This is a genomic window from Catenibacterium sp. GCM10023432 (assembly GCF_042651925.1).
In the GTDB taxonomy this organism is placed as follows: domain Bacteria; phylum Bacillota_I; class Bacilli_A; order Erysipelotrichales; family Coprobacillaceae; genus Catenibacterium; species Catenibacterium mitsuoka.
Window position 1 is genome coordinate 1 of record NZ_JBHSEB010000085.1, and the last position, 25435, is coordinate 25435.

General features: G+C 33.7%; 25 protein-coding genes and 3 pseudogenes. 16 read left to right on the top strand and 12 right to left on the bottom strand.

Annotated features, from left to right (window positions below; genetic code table 11):
• Window positions 1-157 precede the first annotated feature (157 nt).
• From ACFOZZ_RS10960 to serC, 3 genes are all read right to left on the bottom strand, one after another.
• On the bottom strand, window positions 158-1558 hold the full coding sequence (locus ACFOZZ_RS10960; protein WP_376815244.1) for a PTS sugar transporter subunit IIC: 1401 nt from the start codon (window positions 1556-1558) through the stop codon (window positions 158-160).
• A gap of 81 nt (window positions 1559-1639) precedes the next feature.
• Window positions 1640-2806 (bottom strand): phosphoglycerate dehydrogenase, encoded by a 1167-nt coding sequence (locus ACFOZZ_RS10965; RefSeq protein ID WP_006507039.1) that lies wholly within the window; start codon window positions 2804-2806, stop codon window positions 1640-1642.
• 1 nt (window position 2807) lies between these two features.
• Window positions 2808-3893 (bottom strand): 3-phosphoserine/phosphohydroxythreonine transaminase, encoded by a 1086-nt coding sequence (gene serC, locus ACFOZZ_RS10970; protein ID WP_279067734.1) that lies wholly within the window; start codon window positions 3891-3893, stop codon window positions 2808-2810.
• 186 nt (window positions 3894-4079) lie between these two features.
• On the opposite strand from serC, the gene ACFOZZ_RS10975 reads away from it, so the two are divergent.
• A complete protein-coding gene (locus tag ACFOZZ_RS10975; RefSeq protein WP_329966953.1) occupies window positions 4080-6185 on the top strand; it encodes a SulP family inorganic anion transporter in 2106 nt (701 codons plus the stop codon).
• Between the two features lie 52 nt (window positions 6186-6237).
• Here ACFOZZ_RS10975 and ACFOZZ_RS10980 read toward each other — a convergent pair.
• Together ACFOZZ_RS10980 and ACFOZZ_RS10985 are read right to left on the bottom strand one after the other, a co-directional pair.
• Window positions 6238-6534, bottom strand: a pseudogene (locus tag ACFOZZ_RS10980) (PTS sugar transporter subunit IIB).
• 143 nt (window positions 6535-6677) lie between these two features.
• On the bottom strand, window positions 6678-7469 hold the full coding sequence (locus ACFOZZ_RS10985) for a histidinol-phosphatase HisJ family protein (protein WP_278780865.1): 792 nt from the start codon (window positions 7467-7469) through the stop codon (window positions 6678-6680).
• 439 nt (window positions 7470-7908) lie between these two features.
• On the opposite strand from ACFOZZ_RS10985, the gene ACFOZZ_RS10990 reads away from it, so the two are divergent.
• The 7 genes from ACFOZZ_RS10990 to ACFOZZ_RS11020 all read left to right on the top strand — a co-directional run bounded on the left by ACFOZZ_RS10990 (window position 7909) and on the right by ACFOZZ_RS11020 (window position 15247).
• Window positions 7909-9045, top strand: a complete 1137-nt coding sequence (locus ACFOZZ_RS10990) for an IS30 family transposase (RefSeq protein ID WP_376815245.1) — start codon at window positions 7909-7911, stop codon at window positions 9043-9045.
• 135 nt (window positions 9046-9180) lie between these two features.
• Window positions 9181-10305, top strand: coding sequence for a CobW family GTP-binding protein (locus ACFOZZ_RS10995; protein WP_376815246.1), 1125 nt, complete (start codon window positions 9181-9183; stop codon window positions 10303-10305).
• Between the two features lie 3 nt (window positions 10306-10308).
• Window positions 10309-11259 (top strand): GTP-binding protein, encoded by a 951-nt coding sequence (locus tag ACFOZZ_RS11000; RefSeq protein WP_006507047.1) that lies wholly within the window; start codon window positions 10309-10311, stop codon window positions 11257-11259.
• A gap of 910 nt (window positions 11260-12169) precedes the next feature.
• The gene (locus ACFOZZ_RS11005; protein ID WP_279067731.1) at window positions 12170-12367 is read left to right on the top strand and encodes a hypothetical protein; all 198 of its coding nucleotides are present in this window, start codon (window positions 12170-12172) and stop codon (window positions 12365-12367) included.
• An 87-nt stretch (window positions 12368-12454) separates the two neighbouring features.
• Entirely contained in the window at window positions 12455-13588 is a 1134-nt protein-coding gene (tgt, locus tag ACFOZZ_RS11010; protein WP_055234286.1) for a tRNA guanosine(34) transglycosylase Tgt, read from the top strand.
• 4 nt (window positions 13589-13592) lie between these two features.
• Window positions 13593-14618 (top strand): tRNA preQ1(34) S-adenosylmethionine ribosyltransferase-isomerase QueA, encoded by a 1026-nt coding sequence (gene queA, locus ACFOZZ_RS11015; RefSeq protein ID WP_055234297.1) that lies wholly within the window; start codon window positions 13593-13595, stop codon window positions 14616-14618.
• On the top strand, window positions 14618-15247 hold the full coding sequence (locus tag ACFOZZ_RS11020) for an epoxyqueuosine reductase QueH (RefSeq protein WP_376815247.1): 630 nt from the start codon (window positions 14618-14620) through the stop codon (window positions 15245-15247). The genes queA and ACFOZZ_RS11020 overlap by 1 nt, the downstream gene beginning before the upstream one ends.
• Here ACFOZZ_RS11020 and ACFOZZ_RS11025 read toward each other — a convergent pair.
• Together ACFOZZ_RS11025 and ACFOZZ_RS11030 are read right to left on the bottom strand one after the other, a co-directional pair.
• Window positions 15244-16422 carry an aminotransferase class I/II-fold pyridoxal phosphate-dependent enzyme gene (locus tag ACFOZZ_RS11025; protein ID WP_376815248.1) on the bottom strand — a complete coding sequence of 393 codons (1179 nt, stop codon included), beginning with the start codon at window positions 16420-16422 and terminating at the stop codon, window positions 15244-15246. The two genes, ACFOZZ_RS11020 and ACFOZZ_RS11025, sit on opposite strands and share 4 nt — an antisense overlap.
• A 1-nt stretch (window position 16423) precedes the next feature.
• A complete protein-coding gene (locus ACFOZZ_RS11030; RefSeq protein ID WP_006506908.1) occupies window positions 16424-16915 on the bottom strand; it encodes an Lrp/AsnC family transcriptional regulator in 492 nt (163 codons plus the stop codon).
• A gap of 127 nt (window positions 16916-17042) precedes the next feature.
• Between ACFOZZ_RS11030 and ACFOZZ_RS11035 the strand changes: the two genes are divergently transcribed.
• Complete coding sequence (locus tag ACFOZZ_RS11035) at window positions 17043-18077, top strand: lactonase family protein (RefSeq protein ID WP_055234288.1); 1035 nt, start codon at window positions 17043-17045, stop codon at window positions 18075-18077.
• 47 nt (window positions 18078-18124) lie between these two features.
• On the opposite strand, the gene ACFOZZ_RS11040 is transcribed toward ACFOZZ_RS11035, so the two are convergent.
• The gene (locus ACFOZZ_RS11040) at window positions 18125-18313 is read right to left on the bottom strand and encodes a hypothetical protein (RefSeq protein WP_278860431.1); all 189 of its coding nucleotides are present in this window, start codon (window positions 18311-18313) and stop codon (window positions 18125-18127) included.
• A 144-nt stretch (window positions 18314-18457) separates the two neighbouring features.
• Here ACFOZZ_RS11040 and ACFOZZ_RS11045 point away from each other — a divergent pair, with 144 nt between their 5' ends.
• Entirely contained in the window at window positions 18458-18640 is a 183-nt protein-coding gene (locus ACFOZZ_RS11045; protein WP_055234290.1) for a hypothetical protein, read from the top strand.
• A gap of 3 nt (window positions 18641-18643) precedes the next feature.
• Here ACFOZZ_RS11045 and noc read toward each other — a convergent pair whose 3' ends face one another.
• The 3 genes from noc to mnmG are packed head-to-tail and all read right to left on the bottom strand — an operon-like array spanning window position 18644 to window position 21990.
• On the bottom strand, window positions 18644-19453 hold the full coding sequence (gene noc / locus ACFOZZ_RS11050; RefSeq protein ID WP_278860432.1) for a nucleoid occlusion protein: 810 nt from the start codon (window positions 19451-19453) through the stop codon (window positions 18644-18646).
• Complete coding sequence (rsmG, locus tag ACFOZZ_RS11055; RefSeq protein ID WP_376815249.1) at window positions 19425-20129, bottom strand: 16S rRNA (guanine(527)-N(7))-methyltransferase RsmG; 705 nt, start codon at window positions 20127-20129, stop codon at window positions 19425-19427. Before rsmG ends, noc begins: the two co-directional genes overlap by 29 nt.
• Window position 20130: 1 nt before the next feature.
• Window positions 20131-21990, bottom strand: coding sequence for a tRNA uridine-5-carboxymethylaminomethyl(34) synthesis enzyme MnmG (mnmG, locus tag ACFOZZ_RS11060; RefSeq protein WP_279147606.1), 1860 nt, complete (start codon window positions 21988-21990; stop codon window positions 20131-20133).
• Between the two features lie 145 nt (window positions 21991-22135).
• Between mnmG and ACFOZZ_RS11065 the strand changes: the two genes are divergently transcribed.
• Window positions 22136-22516, top strand: coding sequence for a CoA-binding protein (locus ACFOZZ_RS11065; protein WP_278778923.1), 381 nt, complete (start codon window positions 22136-22138; stop codon window positions 22514-22516).
• On the opposite strand, the gene ACFOZZ_RS11070 is transcribed toward ACFOZZ_RS11065, so the two are convergent.
• A complete protein-coding gene (locus ACFOZZ_RS11070) occupies window positions 22496-23125 on the bottom strand; it encodes a hypothetical protein (protein ID WP_376815250.1) in 630 nt (209 codons plus the stop codon). The genes ACFOZZ_RS11065 and ACFOZZ_RS11070 overlap by 21 nt on opposite strands.
• A 104-nt stretch (window positions 23126-23229) precedes the next feature.
• Between ACFOZZ_RS11070 and ACFOZZ_RS11075 the strand changes: the two genes are divergently transcribed.
• The 5 genes and pseudogenes from ACFOZZ_RS11075 to ACFOZZ_RS11095 all read left to right on the top strand — a co-directional run.
• Window positions 23230-23520 (top strand): ATP-binding cassette domain-containing protein, encoded by a 291-nt coding sequence (locus tag ACFOZZ_RS11075; RefSeq protein WP_376815251.1) that lies wholly within the window; start codon window positions 23230-23232, stop codon window positions 23518-23520.
• 97 nt (window positions 23521-23617) lie between these two features.
• A complete protein-coding gene (locus tag ACFOZZ_RS11080; RefSeq protein WP_376815252.1) occupies window positions 23618-23800 on the top strand; it encodes a hypothetical protein in 183 nt (60 codons plus the stop codon).
• A pseudogene (gene tnpA, locus ACFOZZ_RS11085) lies at window positions 23793-24175 on the top strand (IS200/IS605 family transposase). Before ACFOZZ_RS11080 ends, tnpA begins: the two are co-directional and overlap by 8 nt.
• Entirely contained in the window at window positions 24168-24881 is a 714-nt protein-coding gene (locus ACFOZZ_RS11090; RefSeq protein ID WP_376815253.1) for a hypothetical protein, read from the top strand. The pseudogene tnpA and the gene ACFOZZ_RS11090 overlap by 8 nt, the downstream one beginning before the upstream one ends.
• 101 nt (window positions 24882-24982) lie before the next feature.
• A pseudogene (locus ACFOZZ_RS11095) lies at window positions 24983-25435 on the top strand (RNA-guided endonuclease TnpB family protein); the annotation flags it as partial.

Sequence of the window (25435 nt, forward strand, 5' to 3'; positions counted from 1 at the left end):
ATCCACGATTGAACAATTAAGGAGAGTTACTTTTTTTGTTTCCTCCTCGTCATTTCATATTGTCTAATAAAAGGATTAAACAAGTATTCTTAAGGATATTGTATAGTTGTTACAAAAAAAGCGAATTTATATGCATAAATCCACTCTTTTTGTCACTTTAATAGATATATTCTTCTTTCTTCTGTTTTCTCTCATATATATAAATAAATGGCGCATACACAAGTACTGAGATACATATACATATGAGATGTGATAGTGCCCCATAGATACTTCCTCCAGTAACTAAGAAGCCCATTAAAATAGGTGGCATAACCCAAGGTACTTCCATGATCACATGTGGACAGAATCCCATTGAAATAAGGAAATAACCCGCTGTAAGAGAAATAAGTGGTGCAAGAATAAATGGAATAGATAATAGAGGATTAAGCACAATGGGCATACCAAAGATGACTGTTTCGTTGATATTCACTAAACTTGGGAATAAAGAAATATTCGCTATTAGACGATTATCATGTCTTTTGGAAAAAACAAGTATATATATCACAACCCCTAATGTACATCCTGAGCCGCCAACTTCTCCAAACATCTGAAACATCATTGAATTGAATACATATGGTATATCTTTTCCTCTTAAACCCGCATTAAATGCTGCCATATTAATATAGAGTAATGGTCTATACAAAGATTCAACGATAGACAACATAAGATTCTTCCCATGGAAGCCAACAATCCAAAACAATGTGATAATAAGATACAAAACAAGAACCGCAATTAAATTATCCCCTGCCATCAGCTGTAATGGAAGCTGTATAAGATTATATATATTTGTATTAAGTGTGTGACCTGTGCTTAGGATACAAAGATAGGAGACAGAACCCATAATTAAGCATGTCAAGAACGTAGGAACGATATTCATGAATGATAATACCTGATTAGTAGAAACCTGACTAGGAAGCTTAATTAAGAGACAATCGCAGTTTCTTAATAAATGATAGAGTTCTGTCGCAAATATAGCGACAAACATTGCGGTAAAGAGTCCTGATGAAGATGTATAAATTGAACCTATTCCCTGCGCAGTAAAATCTTTCAAAGTTATTCCTATAGAATTTGGTATATGCACAAAAGTGGATAGTTTTGTATGTACAATAGCACCACTACCTGTATGTAATAGCATATTAATATGAAGACCATCAATAATATGTGGTGTGACAATCAACCAGCATATAAAGCTGACAATCACAGGATAAATATCATAATCCCCATTCGCCTGAGCAATTTCACTAGATAATAATAATACAATTACGATAGAGATACATGAAATAGCTGCATAATTCAATGCTTCAAAGATTGGATTAAAAACTTTTAAATCCATAATAAGTGGAAAAACAGTACCTAAACCCCCATGATCATTGACTAGTACATTTATCCAAAATATTCCAACAGCACCTGTAAGAGATATTGGCATATAATTCTGGAAGGTATTTTTAATTGCATTTAAGTATTTATTCTGAGTACATTTCATAGCCACCCAGGATAAAGCATCTACTAATTTATTCATCCCATCACCCCTTCGCACTCCCATATTACATTTTTCAAAAGAAAAAGTCCATCATTAGATGGACTATTCAAAAAGAAGGATTTAGAAAACAATCTTCGCAATAATTCTAGCTTTAATAACACCTTCATGATTTTCAATCACTTTAGTGATATCTTCTGATAAATCATTTGTATCAATGACAGTATATGCATATTCACCACGTGCTTTATTGACCATGTTTTCAATGTTCATGCTCTTTTTCGCAAATGCGTTCGCAAATACAGCTAACATGTTAGGAATATTCTTATGAATAATACATACACGATATGTTGTAGTACGTGGTTCTACAACTGTAGGTAAGTTAACAGAGTTCTGGATATTACCATTTTCTAAGTAATCAATCATTTCTTTTACAGCCATAGTTGCACAGTTATCTTCTGATTCTGGAGTAGAAGCACCTAAGTGTGGTAATACAACTGTATTTTCAGTTTCTACAAGTTCTTTAGAACCAAAGTCTGTAATATAACGTGCCACTTTACCTGACTTTAATGCTTTGATAATATCTTCAGTATTTACTAATGTATCACGTGCAAAGTTCAAGATACGTACACCGTCTTTCATCATTGCAAGTGACTTCTTATTGATCATGTTCTTTGTATCAGGAGTTGCTGGTACATGAATAGTAATATAGTCACATTCCTTAAATAATTCTTCTACAGTAGCTGCTTTATGAACCCATTTAGATAGTTTCCATGCTGCATTAACACTGATATATGGATCATAACCATATACTTCCATACCTAATTTAACAGCTGCATTAGCTACATTCACACCAATTGCACCTAAACCAATAACACCAAGCTTCTTACCATCAATTTCAGGACCAACAAACTGGCTCTTGCCTTTTTCTACAGCCTTTCCAAAATCATCAGCTGGTAATGTCTTTACCCATTCAATACCAGGAATCACCTGTCTTGAACTTAAGATTAAAGCACATAATACTAATTCTTTAACCGCATTCGCATTAGCCCCTGGTGTATTAAATACACAGATTCCTTTTTCAGTACATGTATCTACAGGAATATTGTTGACACCTGCACCTGCTCTTGCGATAGCCTTTAATTCAGCTGGGAAATCATAGTCATGTAATTTAGCTGATCTAACTAAAATCCCATCTTCATGTTCTAAATTATCACCGACTTCATAATTATCATCAAAGATTTCTAAGCCCTGTTCAGAAATCTTATTTAAAGTTTTAATCTTATACATACTATTTATGTTTCTCCTCGAATTCTTTCATGAAATTAACTAAATATTCTACACCTTCATATGGCATTGCATTGTAGATAGATGCTCTAATACCTCCTACACTACGATGTCCTTTTAAGTTTGTCATACCTGCTGCAATAGATTCCTTTACAAATTCAGCATCTAATTCTTTAGATGGTGTTGTGAAAGTCACATTCATATTAGAACGTGCATCTTTCTTTGCATGTGGTTTATAGAAGTCAGACTGATCTAAGTAGTCATAAAGAAGCTTTGCTTTCTTTTCATTCTTTTCCTTCATCACTTCTAATCCACCCTGTTCATCAATCCATTTCACTACGAGACCTAACATATAAATAGCCCAGCATGGTGGTGTGTTATACATAGAATCCTTTTCTAACATAGTATCTAATTCAGAAAGAACTGGAATATTAGCTGGATGTGGTTTTACTAGATCTTCTCTAATAATAACTACACCTAGTCCGGCAATACCCATATTCTTTTGTGCACCGGCATAAATAACACCATATTTAGAAACATCTACAGGTCTTGATAAGATATCTGAAGACATATCTACTACAAGTGGTGCGCCCTTTGTATCTGGTACATAGTTCCACTCTGTACCATAGATAGTGTTGTTGTTACAAAGATGTACATAATCAACACCTTCACGAATATCTAACTGATCCTGTGTAGGAATTTCTGTAAAATCGTTGTCCTTACCGTCATAGGCAATATGAACATCCCCAAACTTAGCAGCTTCTTTTGCAGCTTTACCAGAGAAGCTTCCTGTAACGATATAATCTGATTTACCATTCACCATAAGGTTTAAGGCGATGTTTGTGAATTCCTGTGTTGCCCCACCTTGTAATAATAAAATATTATAGTTATCTGGAATATTTAAAACTTTCTTTAAAGTTGCTTTTGTATCATCAAAAATCTTTTGGTATGTTGAGGAACGATGACTCATCTCCATTACGCTCATGCCTGAGCCTTTATAATTCAGCATCTGATCTGCTGCTTCCTTTAATACCTCTACAGGTAACTGAGATGGTCCTGCAGAAAAATTATAAACTCTCTTATCTGTCATTTTCGACTTCCTCCTTGTTAATTTATATGCATTATATTAGTTTAATACAAATTTGTCCACTGATATTATTAAAATATACAAATATTTTGAAAAATATCCTAGATTGTATACAATATAGAGGCGTTTTGATAGAGATAGACTCATCATGATAAATCATTATAATTAGAATTAAGAAAGAGGTGGCTTATGAAGAAATTTAAGAATGCGACAATGGATGATGTATTTGCAGGTATTATTGTTGCTTTTATATCTATTCCTATATCAATGGGATATGCTCAGGTAGCAGGTCTACCAATGGTCTATGGTTTATATGGTTCTTTGGTTCCTATTCTCGTATTTAGTTTATTTACTACGAGTCATGATTTTGTATTTGGTGTAGATGCAGCCCCTGCAGCTCTTACTGGAAGTGCATTGGCTACTCTTGGCATTACTGCCGGGACAAAGGAAGCAATGCAGGTGGTTCCTGTTATTGCACTCATGGTTGCTTTATGGTTGATCTTCTTTTCAATTATTAAAGCAGGACGTGCTGTTAAGTATATTTCTACACCTGTCATGGGTGGATTCGTAACAGGTATCTGTTTATCTATTATTATGATGCTTGTTCCTAAGCTCTTTGGTGGGACAACAGGAACAGGTGAAATATTTGAGTTAGTCAATCATATTATTAAAGAGTTACCACTCTTTAATGGTTTATCTTTTGTATTAGGTATCTTCACTCTTGCCATTATTCTTATAGTAAAGAGAATAAATAAGAAGATTCCTATGCCTATTCTTATGATGTTTATCGGTGCTTTATTGACTGCCCTATTTCCTTTAGAAAGATATGGAGTGAAGTTATTACCTCATGTTGATCCAGGTTTACCAAAGCTTGTGATTCCTTCTATTGCCCATGTAGATATTTCTGCTTTATTCTTTACTACATTATCTATTGCGATAGTTGTACTCGCACAGACTTTATTATCTGCACAGGGTAATGCAATGAAGGATGGCTATAAATTAGATGGAAACAAAGAAATATTTGCCTATGGTATAGCTGAACTGGCTACTTCACTTGTAGGATGCTGTCCGACAAATGGTTCTGTTTCTAGAACTGGTCTTGCAAGACAGTATGGATGTAAGACTCAGGCGATGAGCTTATCAGCTGCTGCGACTATGGCACTTCTTCTATTATTTGGTACAGGATTTATTGAATACCTTCCTGTTCCTATTTTAACTGCCATCGTTATTACTGCCTTACTTGGTGCCTGTCACTTTGCGTTAGGTAAACGTTTATTTAAAGAAAGTAGAAATGAATTCTATATCTTTATGGCAGCATGTTGTGGAGTACTTATCTTTGGGACTATTTATGGTGTAGTGATTGGTATTGTCTTATCCTTCCTCGCTGTAGTTATTAAGGCAGTCACTCCACCAGCCCATTTCTTAGGTGTAATTCCAGGGCAGACAGGCTTCTTTAATCTAGAAAAGAATGTGAATGCAAGACCAATTAGACATACTATTATTTATCGTTTCCCAGGAAATCTATTTTTTGCGAATATTGATAAGTTCCAGGAAGATATAGAAAAAGCGATTAAAGAAGATACTGAGCAGGTTATTGTAGATGCTTCTGGTATTAGTAATATTGATTTTACTGCAATTGATCGTTTGATTATCTTCTATAATGATTTACAGAAAAGAAATATAGATTTCTATTTAACACGTCATATGGATCATCTTAATCAGGCATTAAGAGAAAATGGTGGTATAGAAATAATTACAAGTGGTCATGTAAGACGTACAATGCAGCAGGCATTATTAGATTGTGGACTTGTCCCTCCTTATCCATTAGAAGATTTAAAAACATCTCATATCTCATTTATACAGCCAGAATTAGAATGGGCTTTTGGTGATGAGGCTGAAAAGTATAAACAGAAGATGACTCAGGAAATGTTGGATAAGATTCATTCTAAAACAGACTTATCTCCTGATCTATTAAAGGATATTGAAAATCATACAGACTTTGGTGAACTAGGTTTGATTGAAGCGGATGAATTCTTATCAAGACTAGAAATGCATATTCCAGAAATCATGGAAAAGATTCATGAAAATGAGCAGTATGTAGAAGAACGACTCGAACAATATCGTGATCGTATTGAAGAAAAGTTACAGGAAATGAATCCTGAAACATTACGTGTATTAAAACAGTACCGTAGCAAATATGAAAAGAAGCTACAGGAATTAAATCCTCATGCTTTTAATCATTATAAAGAGCTCCATCAGAAACATTTAGAAAGACTGGAGAAAAACAAAAAGTGAAGATGAACCCATCTTCACTTTTCACATTAAGGAGTAATTCAATTATCAAATATTATCCGAGGATTTTCAGAGCAGCATCTAATACCTTTTCACCGTTCATCATACCATAGTCACGCATATTGATGACTTCAATCGGTGTAGATGTTAATTCTCTTAATCTCTTTTCCATATGACGAACTTGTGGATCTAACATAATGACATCCCAGTCATTGAGTTCTTTTTCTGTATCTGTTACTGGGAGAGCCTTAACTTCCATTTCCATGCCTTTATCTTATGCTGCCTTTTCCATCTTTAATACAAGCATACTTGTTGACATACCAGCATTACATACCAATAAGATCTTCTTCATAAGCCTCTCGCCTTCCTTCATATTTATTATATATTCATTAAATTCCATTGAATTATTCAATATAAAATTAGAAACAAACTTATCAATATTTGTATATCATTCAAGTACTTTTATGAAAAAAATATATCAAAAAAGTGAAGTCTTCACTTCATTGTTTTTTCCCAGACGTCCGCTATATTACGACCTACATCTTCTGGATGATGCGCATCACTTGCAGTAATCATCTGGACATGATGTTTTTTAAAGGTCTGTAATAACTGATCTGATAAGCCAATATCAGGTGTATGATAACGATAGTAACATCCTACATTGTTTTCTGCTTTCATATGATGTTCATTTAATAATTCAGCAAGTTCATCATATGTAGGCTGTAAGTCATAAGTAGGATAATGGCCAAACATCTTGATCGTATCTGGATGTGCAAGCTGTGTAAATAAATCAGATTTTACAAGTGAGAAAACACATTCATAGTATCTCTTATAGATTTCATCCACAGGATACTTGTTCCATAAGATTTCTTCTGACCATTTCATATCATAGAGTTTACCGTCGATAGAATGAATGGCTCCTACTAAGAAATCAAAATGATAAGGTTTTAATATTTCTCGAATTGTTTCTTCATATTCAGGTACATAACATACCTCTAAACCAAAAGACACCTTAATAGGTAAATCCATCGCCTTGATTTCTTTAATCAAAGCACAATATTCATCTAAAGTACTATGAAACTTCATTTCTTTATTGTTTAACCATTCTTCTTGATAAGGAGATGCTTTTCTTACGCCTTCATAAACAGGTCTAAATTCCTTAAAACGATGTGTATGATCAAGAATCTGTATTTCATCCATACCATTCTTTACTGCACTTTCTACAAACTGTAGTACATACTCTTTTGAGAGATTCCCATATTCTAGATGCATATGTCCATCTATCATAAATATCACCTTCCTTTTTTGGGATTATAACACATACATATACATAGTTATAGAAATATAATAAACATTTTAGATAATTCTAAGAAAGTGAGTCATATGTCTGACCTGAAAATAAGTAAAGCATGTTTTGGTGATTTCTATTTATCGTTTAACGACTAAATGTAGTACACAGGCTTATCTTATTTGAATAAATCATTATAGAGGTATTCTATATGCACCTAAGGATGATGACTATGTTACAAAAGATAAAGTAACGGAATAGGTGTATTTATTGAAAAGCCTCAATTGTAAAATGAAACTGGAATTAAGGAATTGGGATAAAGGGGCATGCCCCTTTATCCCAATTGACGCGGTCGCAGGCCCACTATTCTCAATTTTTGTATAAAAAAGTCCATAGAAATCGTATTATATAGTTACCACACTTTATAAGGAGATTTCTATGAACAGCATTAATATATCACAAAAAGCAAAAAATAAACACCTTAATTTTTCTCATTATGAATTCATCATCAATTCTTTGATTCAGTTCAATGCTTCCCATCCTGGTAAGCGTAACATTGGCAAGACTCAATTCATTAGAGAATTAGCTTCTACTGTAGGCACTACCGTCTCTAATGTCTATTCGATCATTAAGGATGCCACTATAACTATCAAAGATACTCATCTTAAAATTCATTATGAACTTTCTGCCATGGCTGCATTTGAAAAGAGATCCAAGAATCATAAGATTCCAAATAACTCTAAATTTGAAAAATCAAAAGAGTTCATCTCTCTTGTCGAACAAGAAATTAAATCAAATAGATTGTCCTCTATTGATGAGACCATCAACTATTTAAGGATTCATCAGCCAGACAAAATAAAGAATATGATGACTGTGTCTACTAAAACTTTTTACAACTATGTACATCAGGGAAAAACATCCATCAAGCCTATTGATCTTCCTCGCATGGTCAGAAGAAAGACAAAAAAGAACTGGAAGTCATACATTCCAAAAAGACAGAAAGGCACTTCCATTACCGAAAGGCCTGAATATATCAAGGACAGAGAAGAATTCGGACATTGGGAAGGTGACCTTGTCACTGGACCTAGAGATGGACAGAATGGTGCATATCTTACTCTCATTGGAAGAAAGACACGCTTCTACTATATGATTCCTATCTCTGCTAAATCTTCAAAGCAGGTCTATATGCAGATAAACAAGCTTCATAAGTTTTATGGTGATAGCTTTAAGGATATCTTTAAATCAATCACCTTCGATAACGGTAGTGAGTTTTCTAGATGGAAAGATATAGAGCAGAAGCCAAAATCAAAAGAGAAAAGAACCACTGTATATTTCGGTAGACCCTATCATTCATGTGACAGAGCCTCAAATGAGAACTGCAATGGACTTATAAGATATTTCATTAAGAAAGGAACTGATATTAATACAATTGATAAGGAGACAACTATTGATATAAACAATAAAATAAACCAGAAGAAAAGAAAGATACTTGGATATCTTTCTTCTGAAGAACTATTTCTTAACGAACTAGCTAAACTTAATGTAACTGGTAATACTATTTTCTATAAAAACTAACTTATCTTCTTATTTCCAGTTTCTGCTTGCAATTCGGGATTTATTGAAAAGTTTATATAAGCTTTTTTATCATTTTATGAGCGTTTTTTTAGAAAAATGATATAATGTGAGATGGTTAAGAAAGGAGTCAATAAAATGGCAAAAGTTGATATTATTTCTGGATTCTTAGGTGCTGGTAAAACAACACTTATTAAAAAATTATTAAATGAATCTTTAAAAGATGAAAAGTTAGTACTCATTGAAAATGAGTTTGGTGAAATTGGAATTGATGGTGGTTTTATGCGTGATGCAGGTATTACTGTCAATGAATTGAGTCAGGGTTGTATTTGTTGCAGTCTTGCAGGTGATTTTGAAACAGCTTTAAAGGAAGTTGTAGATACATATCATCCTGATCGTATTATTATTGAACCAACAGGTGTTGGTAAGTTATCTGATATTATTGCGGCTGTACAGAAGGTACATGGTGCTGATTTAACACTTGATCGTTTCTTTACTGTAGTAGATGCAAAGAAATGTAAGATGTATCATAAGAACTTTGGTGAGTTCTTTAATAACCAGATTGGTGCAGCAAGCTGTGTAATCTTAAGCCGTTCACAGGATGTGTCTGAAGAAAAGATTGCGGAATGTTTAGATATTATTAGAGAATTAAATCCTCATGCACCAGTCGTTACTACTCCATGGGATCAGATTACAGGTGATATGATTCTTGAAGCAAGTAATCATAAGGATGCTTTAGAAAAGGCATTGATTGCGGCTGAAAAGGAACATCAGGAAAGTGTTCATGGACATCATCATGAACATCATCATCACCATGATCATGACCATGAATGTGGTCACCATCATGATCATGACCACGAATGCGAATGTGAACATCACCATGACCATGATCACGAATGTGAATGTGGTCATCATCACGATCATGAACATCATCACCATGATGGAGAAAGCACATTATACTATGATGAAGAAGATATGCATGATGCTGATGAAGTATTCAATAGTATTGGTATTGAAACAGCACATCCATTTACTAAAGAAGAACTTGACGATAAGTTAAAGACTTTAGGTACTGATGAATCTTTAGGTCATATTCTTCGTTCTAAGGGTATTGTGAAAGGTACTGATGGTAAATGGTTTGAATTTGACTTTGTAAGTGGTGATTATGAAATCCGTGAATGTACACCAGATGTTGGTGGAAGAATGTGTGTGATTGGTGAAAAGCTTGATGCACATAAAATCTATGATTTAATGAAAGGTTAATGTATGGATAATTTAGAAACAAGAATTTATCTATTTACTGGCTTTTTAGAAAGTGGTAAAACAACATTTATCAACGATACAATTATTAATACTGACTTCTGTGATTATGAAACATCTGTGCTTATTGTGACAGAAGAAGGTGAAGTAGAATATAATGAAGCAGCTATTAAGGAACATAACTGTGAAATCGTTTATGTAGAGAATGAAGAAGACTTCACTGCCGATTTCTTTAAGGATTTAAAGGAAAAATATCATCCTACACAGGTTCTTGTAGAATTTAATGGTATGTGGAATGTAGATCAGTTTGTAGAATCAAAATTCCCTGAAAACTGGGATGTTGTACAGATTCTAACTACTATCAATGCCTCTACTTTCCAGCTTTATGTGAATAATATGCGTGCACTTTTATTCCAACATTGTGCTAAGAGTGACTTAGTCATCTTTAATCGTATTGAAGATGGTATGAAGAAGTCTACTTTAAGAAACAACATCAAGGCAATGAATCCTGTATGTCAGATCATCTATGAAAATAAAGATGGTTCTGTAAATACTATGCAGGATGATGAATTACCATATGATTATACACAGGATCATTTAGAAGTTGCTGATCATGATTTTGGTATCTTCTGTTATGATGCGATGGAACATCCAGAACGTTATGATCAAAAGACAATTAAAATCAAAGGTAAGTTCATAGGTCGTGATAAAGTGATTCCTAATGGTTTTATTCTTGGTCGTTATGCAATGGTATGTTGTGAACAGGATACTTCATTAATTGGTATGCTTTGTGTAAGTGAATATGCGTCTAAATTCATACCTAATGAATGGCTTCTATTAGAAGGTCATACACATATTGAATATGATCCATCTATGAATGCGAATATCTGTGTTCTTGATGTAGATCATGTTGAAGGGGCTAAACCTTTAGATAACGAATATGTTACATTTGATTAATCCAGGATATTTTCCTGGATTTTTTCGTATTATAAAACTAGTTATTATGTATAGTAAATAGTACTACTTCACACATTCCATGTATTTAACTAAAGTCATTAATTCTATTCCCAAAAGACCATAAAAATTATTTAAATGCGTCAAAAAGATCAATCATGTAAGACTCTAAATTATAGAGCATCCTAACATAATTTATTATGCACTATTGTTTTAGGAATGTATTTTTTAGAACTATGTAATAGTTCTTTAGGAGCAGTTCATAAACCATATTATTTTCAAATGCTTTTTAGCGGTAATAAAAAAGGTGTCTGCCATTTTATAGCAAACACCCTTTCTTAATGACACGAAGGCATTAGTTTTCTTTATCTTAATACCATTGCCTATTTCACCTAAAGAAGCATATCATGAGTATCATTATGATATTTTTGCTGCGTAATATAATTACCTAAAGCAACATTTTACTTAAAAAGAGCGATTTCATTTAATACATAAGTATAATTCTAGAATTACTCATGTTTAGTTAAGATTAAAAAACCAAATATAATAATAAGCGCAATAATAACAATGCAACAAGCAAGAATGTAATCAAGGACAATAATATGATTAAGTTCTGGTTGAGCTAAATAAGTATTACTAAGCAATGAATTAATAATAAAAACCATTAGATAAGACAAAAGAATTGAGACAACAATTTTCACAATCATTTTATTTTTCATTGTACTATTTCCTTCCGTTAAAATAGTTAGTACTTATAATTTTATTGTAATATATTAACATAGAAAACTACAGATTTTTTATATTACAGTTATTAATGTAAAATATAAGCAAGAAGATAGATTTAAAAAGACAGGGGGGGAGGATAATGATAAAATATATATAAGAAATAATACTTCAGTTTGGAGGAACATACATGAAGAACAGTATAGTGGTAAAATTTTTCATTTGGTTTATTGCATCACTTTTCGCTTTAGTTTGTGTTAAACAAATAGTCTATATTATATCACCTTATGATACAGATATTAAAGCCTATGGCTTAGTGATTATTGGACTGATTATTATCTTTGGTCTTCTAATCCTTAAAAAACTGGATGACTTAAAACACAAATAATATTCTTAAGAAAGGGGAGCTTACCCCTTTTTTATTGATTTAATGGCTATTTTTTCGTATAATAGGCAAGGTTATCGAGGTGATAAAATGAAAGATTTTTGGTATGAATGTAAACACGTATGTAAACAGACAGGCGCAAGATATGGGATTCTTCATACACCACATGGTGATGTAGAAACACCTATGTTCATGCCTGTAGGAACACTGGCAACAGTAAAAGGTATTTCTCCTGAACAGCTTAAAGAAATGGGCTCTCAGGTTGTACTTGCAAATACTTATCATTTATGGTTAAGACCAGGAAGTGATATTGTAAGAGATGCAGGCGGGCTTCATCAGTTCATGAACTATGATGGACCTATTCTTACAGACTCTGGAGGATTCCAGGTATTCTCATTAGGTAAGACACGTAAGATTGAAGAAGAAGGTGTGACCTTCAAGAGTATTGTGGATGGTTCTAAGCTATTCTTATCTCCCGAAAAGTCTATCGCAATTCAGGAAGATCTAGGTGCTGATATTATTATGAGTTTTGATGAATGTGCACCTTATCCATGTACTCATGATTATATGAAAAACTCTGTAGAAAGAACATTAAGATGGGCTAAGAGAGGTCAGGAAGCACATAAGAGAGAAGACCAGGCTTTATTTGGTATTGTCCAGGGTGGTGAGTTTGCGGATTTACGTGAACTAAGTGCTAAGACTTTAGTTGATATGGATTTCCCTGGTTATTCTATTGGTGGTACTTCTGTAGGTGAACCTAAACCAATCATGTATAAGATGATTGAAGATAGTGTTAAGTGGTTGCCTGAAGATAAGCCTAGATATTTAATGGGTGTAGGTAATCCTATTGATTTAATTGAAGGTGCTATAAGAGGTATTGATATGTTTGACTGTGTACTTCCTACACGTGTCGCAAGACATGGTGCACTTATGACACATCATGGACGTATAAATATCAATAATGAAAAGTATAAACGTGACTTCACTCCTATTGATGATAAGTGTCATTGTTATGCATGTAGAAATTATACAAGAGCTTATTTAAGACATCTTCACAAATGTGATGAAATCTTTGGTAAGTCTTTATTATCTATTCACAATGTTGCATTCTTATTAGATCTTGCAGCAGATATTAGAAAAGCAATTCAAGAAGACCGTTTAGCTGATTTTAAGGAAGAATTCTTAGAACAGTATGGTCGTGATGTTTATGAAAGGGCGTTTTAGTTTTATGGATATTGAATTATTTGATTATGATCTTCCAGAAGAATTAATTGCACAGACACCATTAAAGAAACGTGATACTTCACGTTTAATGGTTCTAGATAAAGAAACAGGAGATGTTGAACATAAACATTTCTATGATATTCTCGATTATCTAAAGCCAGGTGATGTGCTTGTAAGAAATAATACAAAGGTTATTCCAGCACGTCTTTATGGTCTTAAGGAAGAAACGGGTGGACATGTAGAAGTTCTTTTATTAAAGGATCTTCATGATGATTTATGGGAATGTTTAGTAGGTAATGCGAAGATTGTAAAGCTAGGTACTGTGATTACTTTTGGTGATGGTCGTTTAAAGGCTCAGTGTACTGAAATCAGAGAAGAAGGTATTCGTATCTTCAAGATGATTTATGATGGAATTTTCTATGAAATTCTTGATCAGTTAGGTATTATGCCTTTACCACCATATATTAAAGAAAAGTTGAATGATCCTGATCGTTATCAGACAGTCTATGCAAAAGTAGAAGGTAGTGCTGCTGCCCCTACTGCAGGCTTACATTTTACTGAAGAATTACTTCAGAAAGTAAGAGAAAAAGGGGTTGAAATCCTAGATGTGACTTTACATGTTGGTTTAGGTACATTTAGACCTGTTAAGGTAGAAAATGTATTAGAACATCATATGCATAGTGAATATTATGAAATTAGTGAAGAAGTAGCTGAAAAATTAAATCAGGCTAAAAAAGAAGGTAGACGTATTATTGCGGTTGGTACTACTTCTTGCCGTACACTAGAAGCCAACCATTCTAAATATGGATGCTTCAAAGCAGCTCATGAAAATACAAATATCTTTATTTATCCTGGTTATACATTTACTGGTATTGATGCATTGATCACAAACTTCCATCTTCCTAAGTCTACATTAGTGATGCTTGTAAGTGCTCTTGCAGGTAGAGAACATATCTTAAATGCCTATAAGATTGCAGTAAATGAGAAATATCGTTTCTTCTCATTTGGTGATGCAATGTTTATTCACTAATGAAACAGAATTATCGTTTAGTGATGTTGGAGACTCTTAAACATTTAGAAGGACGTCCAAAGTTATTGCTTCATGCATGCTGTGGCCCTTGTTCTTCTAATGTGATTAAGGAGTTATGTCAGTACTTTGATATTACTATTTATTATACAAATAGTAATATCTACCCTGCTGATGAGTATCATCGTCGTGAATCTGAGTTAGAAAGATTTGTGAAAGAGTTCAATGATAAAGAGAACCAGAATGTACAAGTGGTAGAAGATACTTATGATCCTGAAGAATATTTAACGCATATTGCGCCATATAAGGATACTGGAGAAAAGGGCTACCGCTGTTATGTGTGTTATAAAGTAAGAATGGAGAAAGCAAGAGATTATGCTAGAATGCATGGTTTTGATTATTGGACAACTGTATTGTCTGTTTCTCCTCATAAGAATAGCCAATGGATCAATGAGATTGGTGATGATTTAGATCTAGAAGCACCAAAATTCCTTCATAGTGATTTTAAGAAGGATAATGGTTATTTGAAATCAACATGTATGAGTGATGAATATCATATGTATAGACAGAACTACTGTGGCTGTGTTTATAGCTATCAGGAGATGCTGGAAAGAGAAAAAACAGACCTCTAATGAGATCTGTTTTTTAAGTTATCTAAGAATAGTTTAATCTTCTCAGTCGCAATTTTTAATTCTTCTAGTGAGTATGCATAAGAGACACGGATAAATCCTTCTCCAGCATCACCAAAGGCTGTACCTGGTACACAGGCTACCTTCTGATCATTTAATAGTTCTTCACAGAATTCTTCAGATGTGAGTCCTGTAGAACGGATACATGGGAATACATAGAAAGCACCCATTGGGTTAAATGTATGAAGTCCCATATCATTAAATGTTTTTACAAGGAAGTTTCTACGTGAGAGATAAGAGGATCTCATTTCTTCTACTTCTTTATCACAATGTCTCAGTCCATCTATTGCACCATATTGTGCACCAGTAGGTGCTGACATGATAATATACTGATGAATCTTACACATTGCCTTAGAGAGTACTGGGTTTGCAAGGACATAACCTAATCTCCAACCTGTCATAGCATAAGCTTTAGAGAAACCATTGATGACAATAATCTGATCTCTGATTTCTGGGAATGAAGCCAATGTACTAAATGGTTCTTCATAACTTAATTCTGCATAGATTTCATCTGATATAACAATAATACCTGATTCTTTAATAATCGGTACAAGTTTCTCATAGTCTTCTCTTGTCATTGCCCCACCTGTTGGGTTTGAAGGGAAGTTGATCAACATGACCTTTGTCTTTGGTGTAATAGCTGCTTTAAGCTTTTCAGGTGTTAATTTGAATTCATCTTTTTCTTCTAGGTGAATTCTTACAGGTACTCCTCCTGAAAGAATAACACTTGGTTCATAAGCAACATATCCTGGGTCTAAGATAATCATTTCATCACCTGGATTCATTAAGGATCTTACTGCAATATCGATACCTTCTGAACCACCTACAGTCACAATGATTTCATTTTCAGGATCATAATGTACACCAAAACGACGATAATAATAATTACTAATTTCCTGACGTAATTCTAATAAACCTCTGTTTGCAGTATAGAAAGTACGTCCTTTTTCAATTGAATAGATTGCAGCTTCTCTAATCTTCCAAGGTGTCGCAAAATCAGGTTCCCCTACACCTAATGAAATAACACCTTCCATCTGGTTCGCAAGATCAAAGAACTTACGAATACCACTTGGTTTAATAGTTTGTGCTGCAGTACTTAATTTCTTCTCATAATCCATTTTATGGAGTCACCACCAGTCGCGTATTTTTACCATCTTCATCATCTACTAGGACATGTCCATCTGTTTTGTATGGCTTTAACACAAATGTTGTTTTTGTTCCTGTAACACCTGGAATACATGCTAATTTAGATGCAACAAAGTGTGCGACTTCCTGCATAGTACGACCCTTTACAATGCACATAAAATCATAATCACCTGATAATAAATACATTGTTTCAATTTCTTCGTACTTATAAATATGTGACGCAATACGATCATAACCATATTCTCTTTCAGGAATAGCATTAATCTCAATCATCGCAGTCACAAGTTCAGTATTTGTCTTGTCCCAGTTGACAATAGTATGGTAACCACAAATAATCTTCTCTTTTTCTAGTCTATTTAATCTTTCTACAATGCTGTCTTTAGATTCTGCTAGCGCGGCGGCTAGGTCAGAAACCTTATATCTCGCATTTTTCTGTAATAATTGAATTAAAAGACCATCACTCATAGATAAAAGTTCCTTATTATCCAACCTCTTGTCCTCCTTTGACTATTTTACAATTATTTTATAATAACGAAACTCATTAGTAAATAGAGAATAATTATGATAAAATATTCTCATATGGAGGTGTGCTATGAAAACGATTTATGTTGCAAGCTACGGTAAAGGTGACGATAAAGGAATCTATATCGTTTCTTTTAATGAAGAAACATTGGAATTAAAGAAAATACAACAGATCTTAACTCAAGATTTTCCATCATATCTGATTGCGAAGAATAAAGAACTTTATGTATCTTATAAGAATGCAAGATCTAATAATGAAGGTGGAGGATTAGGAAGTTTTAGTATTCATAAGGATGAATTGATTCTTAATAATAACTATTCTTCTTCTGGTAGAAGTTATACACATTTATGTATCTCTGATGATAATAAGTATATCTTTGCTGCTAATTATCATGTTGGTGCAACAGCTGCTTATAAACTAGAAAATTATCGTATTGATCATAAAATTGGTGCTGTGAGACATACTGGTATGGGTCCTGATTTATTAAAGAGACAGACTGCACCTCATGTACATAATGTTGGTTTTACACCTGACAGACGTTTCTTATATGCTGTAGATTTAGGTGCTGATAAGATTGTGATGTACAATTATAAAGATGGTGTTCTTAAAGAGAATACAGATTATACAGTAAATGTTGTACCTGGTTCTGGTCCTAGACATTTGATTTTCTCACAGGATGGGCGTTATGGTTATCTCATTAATGAGATTGCGAATAAGATCATGGTCTTTAAGTATCATGAGGGTCGTATGAGTTTAGTTCAGGCTATTCATTGTATTCCACGTCATTTTAAGGGATTTAATGCAGCTGCCGCAATTCATCTCACAAAGAGTGGAGAACATCTACTTATTTCTAATAGAGGTCATAATTCTATTGCCTTATATAGAGTCAATAAAGAGAATGGTAAGATTTCTTTACTTTATATGGTACATACTGGTAAAGAACCTAGAGACTTCAATATTATTGATGATAAGTATGTTATTGTAGGTGCACAGGAAGATAATAAGCTTCAGGTACTTACTTTTGATGAAGAGAATGAAAAGCTATTGATGACAGATTCTGAATTAGAGATTCCTGCACCTGTATGCGTATGTGTTGAAGATTGAGCTTAGCTCAATCTTTTTTTACTAAAAAAGTATATCCGAGGATATACTCATTCTTTGTTGAGCTTATTCAAGATCAAGATTCCAAATAGGATAATAAGGAAGATCATCAAAAACTCTACTTCTTTGTCATGATAACTTATCAACCCTGTCACAAGACTCGCTAATGGTAATCCTACACAGAGAGCGATAAAAAATGATGCAACGACCTCTCCTATTATAATAAGTGCTTTCTTCATAGCTTTCTCCTTTCACTACACGAAAGCATATCTTTTAATATAACTATATATAAATCGTCAAAAAAAAACAATATGATATATATCATTGACTGAATATTAAGTAATTTAAAGATTCTTTGAGAATAAATATATAGGAGGGTCCTTATGGATGAACTGATGAGAAATTTATATTTATTCTTAACAGAAGCAGAGAGAGGTGATGTATTAAGAATACATGTGACTGAAACAAATGAATGTTATGAATTTAGTTATGATGAAGTCATGGATATTGTATTCCATAATAGAATTCCAGAAAGGTTTAAAAAAGAAGTAGGTCCTACTAATTAGGATCTACTTCTTTACTTTTATGGTGATGATGACTTCATCATCTGTTTCATCGATGTTTTCTTCTACATCAGTCCCAGCATCAGTGACCATCTTCACTGCCTGATTGATTGTGTTGAGTGCTATTTTAACACTTTTAGAGAATGTACGTACATGTGGTTTTTCTTTTTTAGGTGCTAATAGTTTCGCAATTCTTTTTTCTGTTTCATCGACAGTCAAGTTATGTTCAAGAATCTCCTTCAACATATTATTTTGTTGTGCTGTATCTTCTAGTTTTAATAAAGCACGGGCATGTCTTTCAGAGATTTCTTTTTTCTTAACTGATTCCTGTACTGTCATAGGAAGCTTTAAGAGTCTAAGTTTATTGGCCACTGTAGACTGCTTCTTACCTACCTTTTCAGCGAGCTGGGCTTGTGTTAAACCCTGTGTATCTAGAATCTGCTGGTAAGCTAAGGCTTCTTCTATTGCCGAAAGATTTTCTCTTTGAATATTTTCTACTAATGCGGCGTTGGCTGTCTGATTGTCATCGAGTTCCTGAATGATACATGGCACTTCTGTAATACCTGCTAGTTTACAAGCACGGTATCTTCTTTCCCCTACAACAATCTGATATTTACCCTCATATTCTCTGACTACGATAGGCTGTAAAAGACCATTCTGCATAATAGATTCAGCGAGTTCCTGGATCTTCTCATCTTCAAAATGAGTTCTTGGCTGTTCTTTATTCGCAACAATATCATTGATATCTAAGAAACAATAAGCATCTTTAATAACGTTCCTTTTCTTTCTATAAAGGCTTCTTCTTAATTTGTCCATAGTTTCTTGGGTACTTTGCAGGTGTTGATTTCACTTTCTTGATCACGATGTTATGACGATAATCATTCTGATCACTTAAAGTAAAAGTAAAATCATCCATCACTTCTCCTCCAAGTACCTTTATGCCTCCCTTCGCATCTTTTAATTCTTCAGGGGCTTTGAGTCCTTTTAATGAAAGGAAGTAACCATCTTTCTTCACTAATGGGAGACAAAGTTCATCTAAGATATTTAATCTTGCAACTGCACGTGCCATGACAATATCAAATGATTCACGATGATCTTTACAGAAATCTTCAGCACGTGATGCAACTGCTTGAATATGATCTAATTCTAATTCTTTAAATAAATGATTCAAGAATGTGATTCTCTTATTCAAAGAATCTACAATAGTGACATTTAATTCTGGATAAACGATTTTAAGTGGAACTGAAGGGAATCCAGCACCTGCACCTACATCACAGATTGTTTGATTAGAAAACGGGATATCAAACGCAATTGTAAGAGAATCATAGAAGTGTTTTAAATAAACGCCTTCTCTATCTGTAATAGCGGTTAAATTCATCTTCTCATTCCATTCTACTAGTATTTCATAATACTTTTCAAACTGTTTAATCTGTTTTTCTGAAAGCACAATGCCCTTTTCTTCTAAGCTCACAATAAATTCTTGTTGTGTCATATTAATCTCCGTATTGTGTTTTTAAGTGAATAAGTAAAACAGAAATATCTGCAGGATTAATACCAGAAATACGTGTTGCCTGACCAATAGTTACAGGTCTGACCTTCTTTAGTTTCTGTCTTGCTTCTAATGATAAGTTTAATACATCATCATAGTCTAAGTCAGCAGGAATCTGCTTTTCTTCCATATTCTTTACTTTTTCTACTTGTCTTAATGTTTTTTCAATATATCCCTTATATTTAATAAGAATAGTGACTCTTCTCATTTCTTCTTCAGTTAAGTCAACATGTTCAATATAAGGTAATAAGTCTTCATAAACTAATTCTGGTCTTTGAAGAATAGCACGGGCAGTTACACCTTCTTTTAAACGTGTTGAGCCCTTCTCTTCTAAAAGGTCATTGATTTCACTCTTAGGTGAGAAATGAATGGTATCTAGACGTTCTATTTCAGCATGGATACGATTCATTTTATCTAGATAAAGTGAATAGACTTCATCATTTACAAGACCTGCATCATGGCCATATTTTCTTAATCTTTCATCCGCATTATCATGTCTTAATAATAATCTATATTCAGCACGACTTGTTAACATACGATATGGTTCTTTAGTACCTTTAGTCACTAAGTCATCAATCAATACACCAATATAAGCTTCATCACGTTTCAAGATTAAAGGTTTATTCCCCTTTACCTTCTTAGACGCATTAATACCGGCAATAAGACCCTGACCTGCTGCTTCTTCATAACCTGAAGTACCATTGATCTGACCTGCAGTAAAGAGGTTCTTTAAGACCTTTGTTTCTAGACTAGGCCATAACTGTAATGGATCAATCGCATCATATTCAATCGCATATGCATATTTTAAAATAGTGCAGTTTTCAAGTCCTGGTAATGAATGCACCATCTTTTCCTGAATATCATGAGGCATTGATGTAGAGAATCCCTGTACATAGATTGTATTCATTTCCTTAGATTCTGGTTCTAGGAAAATCTGATGTCTTTCCTTATCCGCAAACTTAACAACCTTATCTTCAATAGAAGGGCAGTAACGTGGTCCAATACCTTTAATAAGTCCTGAGAACATCGCACATTTATCTAGATTATCTCTAATAAGTTTATGTGTCTCTGCTGTTGTATATGTTAAGTAACATACAGTCTGATCTTCTACTGGTGTGAAATGTGTTGTTTCATATGAGAATGAAAGTTTCGCATCTGTACCAGGCTGTACTGTTGTTTTTGAATAATCAATAGAATTGATTTCTACACGAGGTGGTGTACCTGTCTTTAATCTTTGGATTCTAAATCCATAATCCTTCAACTTACTTGATAAATATAAGCTTTCCTTCTGTTTATCTGGTCCACTAGGAGTCTTAGAATGACCTACAAGGACTTCAGCCTTTAAATAAGTTCCTGTAGTAAGAATTGTAGTATGAGATTCATAACGTGTACCATCTGCAAGGATAACACCCTTACACTCATCACCTTCTACAATCAAATCCTCTACCATTGCTTCTACAATATCAAGATTTTCTTGTTCCTTTAATACTTTCTGCATATAGCGTGGATAAGCTTTCTTATCTGCCTGTGCACGAAGAGACTGAACACCTGGTCCTTTTGCAGTATTCAACATCTTCATCTGAAGGTAAGTCGCATCTGTAGTTTTACCCATCTGTCCCCCAAGTGCATCTATTTCTCTTACAATAATACCCTTTGCAGGTCCTCCGATGGAAGTATTACAAGGCATGCTTCCTGCATTAGAGAAGTTGCTTGTAATAAGTAATGTTTTATTTCCTATTCTTGCACCAGCAAGACATGCTTCAATACCTGCATGGCCAGCACCTACAACTATAATATCGTACACTATAAACGACCTTCCTTTCTTATTTAATACGTGTCTATATTAACACATCAATTCGCGTTTGTCATTATACTACAAATGCATTATTATGGTGTAAAATTCAATCAAAAATGTTGGTGGTATGATATAATAAAAACGGTGATGAACGATGAAAGAAAAAGATATTTTAAAGATCTATAATAATTATTGTATCATTGGGATGAGTCCTGATCCTGAGAAGTACAGTTATCAAATATATCAGTGCTTAAAGAATGCAGGTAAGCATGTCTATGGCATATCTCCTAAGTATGACACAATAGACAATGACAAGATATATACATCTCTGATGGATATAGAGTATCCTGTAGATGTTGTTGTTTTTGTCGTCAATAAAACAATTGGTATGACTTATATCAGAGAGATGAGAGAGCTGGGTATTAAGTATGCCTGGATGCAGCCAGGAACTTATGATGAAGATTTACTTCATGCTTTTCATGATCAGGGAATAGAAACAATAGAAAATTGTGTATTACAGGTCATGAATAGTTAAATTAAATATAGATTCATGTAATGGGAAGGTGATATCGACTTGGATATCATCTTTTTTAGTATCTTTAAAATCTACTGTACCTAATGTTTCTTTTCTATCTGATATCACTTGATAACCAAAATCATATTGCTGGGATAAAGAGAAACCAATAGAACTCATAATGACAGGATCACCATGTAATTGAATCATCTGCTCTGTCTGTAATCTAAAGAAGTTCTGATAAGGAATCTGGTCAATGCCAGTTTCTAATGCCTGTTCAACAGCCATAAAGAAATAAGAAGAGAACTTCCCATAAGGAAAGCCTACGACATAAGGTGTGCCATACTTCTCTTTTAATAATTCAGCAATCTTTAATCCTTTCACTGATACTACAATATTTACATCTGCATAACCGGCCATATCCAATGATGTATCATGATATAAGAAAGTTGTAAGAACATTGTATTTCTGTTCAGTAAAGTAATCCTTTAATATTTCATAGACTTCTTCATCAAATAAATCAGGTGTTAAACCTAATAGATTAATAGAAGTTACAGGCATCTGTAAGTTGTATTGAATATCTGGTAATTGATCTACTAATATGCATAATTCTTCTTCTGTATAATTCATATATGTACCTCATTTTTTCTTCATTATATCATAGTTTTTAGTTTGCACGAACTAACTATTTGATTATAGTATAGTTAGGTGATGCTAACATAGGAGGAGGTCTTATGAATTTTTTGGAGATTAAGGGGTTAAAGAAGTCTTTTGGACGAGGAGAAAGCCATATTGATGTATTAAAAGGCATTGATATGACTATTAATAAAGGAGAATTCTGTGCATTGCTTGGTCCTTCTGGTTCTGGTAAATCTACACTACTTAATATTATTGGTGGTATTGATAGTTTAGATGAGGGAGAACTTATTATTAATAAACATCGTTTAAAGACAATGAAAGAGAAGGAATTAAGTCAATACAGACATGATCATCTAGGTTATAAATTAGTGGCGAAAAACCTATAGGCTTGCCTATGGGATGAAAGCTACATAATTTTTACATAAGTTTTGTATAGAGCAGATATATAATGTATGTATAAAAATAGAAAAGACCTTTTAATTAATGGGAAGACCAAAATCAAATAATGTTCAAATAAACATATCTATTCCTATGGAATGGAAAATAGAACTTGAAAACCTTGCACGTATCTATTCTGCTGAGGAAGGCGAGACTATTACATTTCTTGATCTTATACGCAGAGGCGTTCAGGAAAAATATTGGCTTAAAGAGCAGGGTAGTGGGTGAAGAGAAATATCACAGTGCTTTACATTGTAAATATCTAACACAATATCATATCATATGGTGTCCTAAATTCAGATTTTTGGTTTTAAAAGATAATGTTGATAATAGTTTAAAGCAGATATTACAGAAAATTTGTAACGATTATAATTATCATATAAAAGCACTTGAAGTGATGCCAGACCATATACATATTTTCGTAGATGTGCCACAGACTGTCGCTCCCTTCGATGTGGCTAGAACTCTTAAAAGCATCAGCAGCTTAAAAAGTTCTATGCAAGATGTGGAGCTTTATGGTCAGGAGGGTATTTTATCTCGACTGTAGAACGCATAAGCGAAGCTGCAGTAATCAAGTATATTGAGGAACAAAAAGATGATTAGTGACGAAGAATACAAAAAGGCTCTAAAACAATTTCATAAGCTTTCTTATAGGCATATTCTATCTGCTGAAACTGATATGTCTTCTTGTGATATTCAAAAAGTGGTAAAGCTTTCGGATAGAATCAGAAAAGCAGGCAATGAACTTATAGGTCTTATGAGAAAGAATTATGACCGGCTTATGCGTACCAAGAGGTATCGTAAGTTACTTAAATTATACGGTTCTACGAAAGATGATAAAAAACGTAAATATTTTGCTGGACAGCTCAATGAAATGGCAAAGCAGTATGATGTTACCTGGGATTTTTGTAGAAAATCAATGATATTTATTGGAAAGAAGTATAACGTAGATGCGGTCTTTGCGCTTACTAAAGCTGAAGATATTTGGCGTGGCATGGAAAAATGTTTATATGGTAATGGTAATATCTTACATTTTTCTAAATACAGAGACTTACCCTGTATAAGGGCAAAACAGATAGATCGTGGCATCCGTATATTCGTTACGGATAATAAGCTACAATTCAAACTTGGCAGGACTGTATTCGGAATAAAGATTAATGATAGATTTCAGACAGATGAAGTGAATGCAGTATTGGATTATCTTGCTGAATCAGAGATCATGAATAATAAAGCTGTGCAGACACTCATGGATGAAGCGTACTGTATTATTCATATAGACCATGCTATGCTACTCTTGTACCAAAATTAATTCGTGGCAAATACAGAGTATATCTACATTTAACCATTGAAGGTAAGGCAAAACCTAAATACGATAGATTCGGCAACCCAAGACATAAATATGGCAGAGGTATGATCGGTGCTGATATAGGAACACAGACAGTTGCCTATACTTCTGATACAGTAGTAGGACTTAAGAATCTTTCAGAGCGAGGCAGAAGTATTCAAAAATCCGAACGATTGGAAAGATTATATTATCGTGCTATGGACAGGTCAAGACGAGCAACTAATCCTCAGAATTATAATGAAGACGGTACAATAAAAAAAGGTCACAAGACCTGGAGATATTCTAATCATTATAAGAAACTAAAAGAAAAACATTCTGAATTATGTCGTATTAATGCGATAAATAGACAGCTTGCCATAAATGAAGATGCCAATTATTTAAGGAGTCTTGGTGATGTATTTATAACAGAACCCAGAAATGCAGGTAAGCTTATGAAAAGAGCCAAGGAAACTACAGTCAATAACAAGGGTAAGTTTAATAAGAAAAAACGTTTTGGCAAGTCTATAAAGAATAGGTGC

Coding starts and splice junctions, on each gene's coding strand:
- ACFOZZ_RS10960 (WP_376815244.1), bottom strand. CDS start 1,558: ATGAATAAATTAGTAGATGCTTTATCCTGGGTGGCTATGAAATGTACT.
- ACFOZZ_RS10965 (WP_006507039.1), bottom strand. CDS start 2,806: ATGTATAAGATTAAAACTTTAAATAAGATTTCTGAACAGGGCTTAGAA.
- serC (WP_279067734.1), bottom strand. CDS start 3,893: ATGACAGATAAGAGAGTTTATAATTTTTCTGCAGGACCATCTCAGTTA.
- ACFOZZ_RS10975 (WP_329966953.1), top strand. CDS start 4,080: ATGAAGAAATTTAAGAATGCGACAATGGATGATGTATTTGCAGGTATT.
- ACFOZZ_RS10985 (WP_278780865.1), bottom strand. CDS start 7,469: ATGATAGATGGACATATGCATCTAGAATATGGGAATCTCTCAAAAGAG.
- ACFOZZ_RS10990 (WP_376815245.1), top strand. CDS start 7,909: ATGAACAGCATTAATATATCACAAAAAGCAAAAAATAAACACCTTAAT.
- ACFOZZ_RS10995 (WP_376815246.1), top strand. CDS start 9,181: ATGGCAAAAGTTGATATTATTTCTGGATTCTTAGGTGCTGGTAAAACA.
- ACFOZZ_RS11000 (WP_006507047.1), top strand. CDS start 10,309: ATGGATAATTTAGAAACAAGAATTTATCTATTTACTGGCTTTTTAGAA.
- ACFOZZ_RS11005 (WP_279067731.1), top strand. CDS start 12,170: ATGAAGAACAGTATAGTGGTAAAATTTTTCATTTGGTTTATTGCATCA.
- tgt (WP_055234286.1), top strand. CDS start 12,455: ATGAAAGATTTTTGGTATGAATGTAAACACGTATGTAAACAGACAGGC.
- queA (WP_055234297.1), top strand. CDS start 13,593: ATGGATATTGAATTATTTGATTATGATCTTCCAGAAGAATTAATTGCA.
- ACFOZZ_RS11020 (WP_376815247.1), top strand. CDS start 14,618: ATGAAACAGAATTATCGTTTAGTGATGTTGGAGACTCTTAAACATTTA.
- ACFOZZ_RS11025 (WP_376815248.1), bottom strand. CDS start 16,422: ATGGATTATGAGAAGAAATTAAGTACTGCAGCACAAACTATTAAACCA.
- ACFOZZ_RS11030 (WP_006506908.1), bottom strand. CDS start 16,915: ATGAGTGATGGTCTTTTAATTCAATTATTACAGAAAAATGCGAGATAT.
- ACFOZZ_RS11035 (WP_055234288.1), top strand. CDS start 17,043: ATGAAAACGATTTATGTTGCAAGCTACGGTAAAGGTGACGATAAAGGA.
- ACFOZZ_RS11040 (WP_278860431.1), bottom strand. CDS start 18,313: ATGAAGAAAGCACTTATTATAATAGGAGAGGTCGTTGCATCATTTTTT.
- ACFOZZ_RS11045 (WP_055234290.1), top strand. CDS start 18,458: ATGGATGAACTGATGAGAAATTTATATTTATTCTTAACAGAAGCAGAG.
- noc (WP_278860432.1), bottom strand. CDS start 19,453: ATGGACAAATTAAGAAGAAGCCTTTATAGAAAGAAAAGGAACGTTATT.
- rsmG (WP_376815249.1), bottom strand. CDS start 20,129: ATGACACAACAAGAATTTATTGTGAGCTTAGAAGAAAAGGGCATTGTG.
- ACFOZZ_RS11065 (WP_278778923.1), top strand. CDS start 22,136: ATGAAAGAAAAAGATATTTTAAAGATCTATAATAATTATTGTATCATT.
- ACFOZZ_RS11070 (WP_376815250.1), bottom strand. CDS start 23,125: ATGAATTATACAGAAGAAGAATTATGCATATTAGTAGATCAATTACCA.
- ACFOZZ_RS11075 (WP_376815251.1), top strand. CDS start 23,230: ATGAATTTTTTGGAGATTAAGGGGTTAAAGAAGTCTTTTGGACGAGGA.
- ACFOZZ_RS11080 (WP_376815252.1), top strand. CDS start 23,618: ATGGGAAGACCAAAATCAAATAATGTTCAAATAAACATATCTATTCCT.
- ACFOZZ_RS11090 (WP_376815253.1), top strand. CDS start 24,168: ATGATTAGTGACGAAGAATACAAAAAGGCTCTAAAACAATTTCATAAG.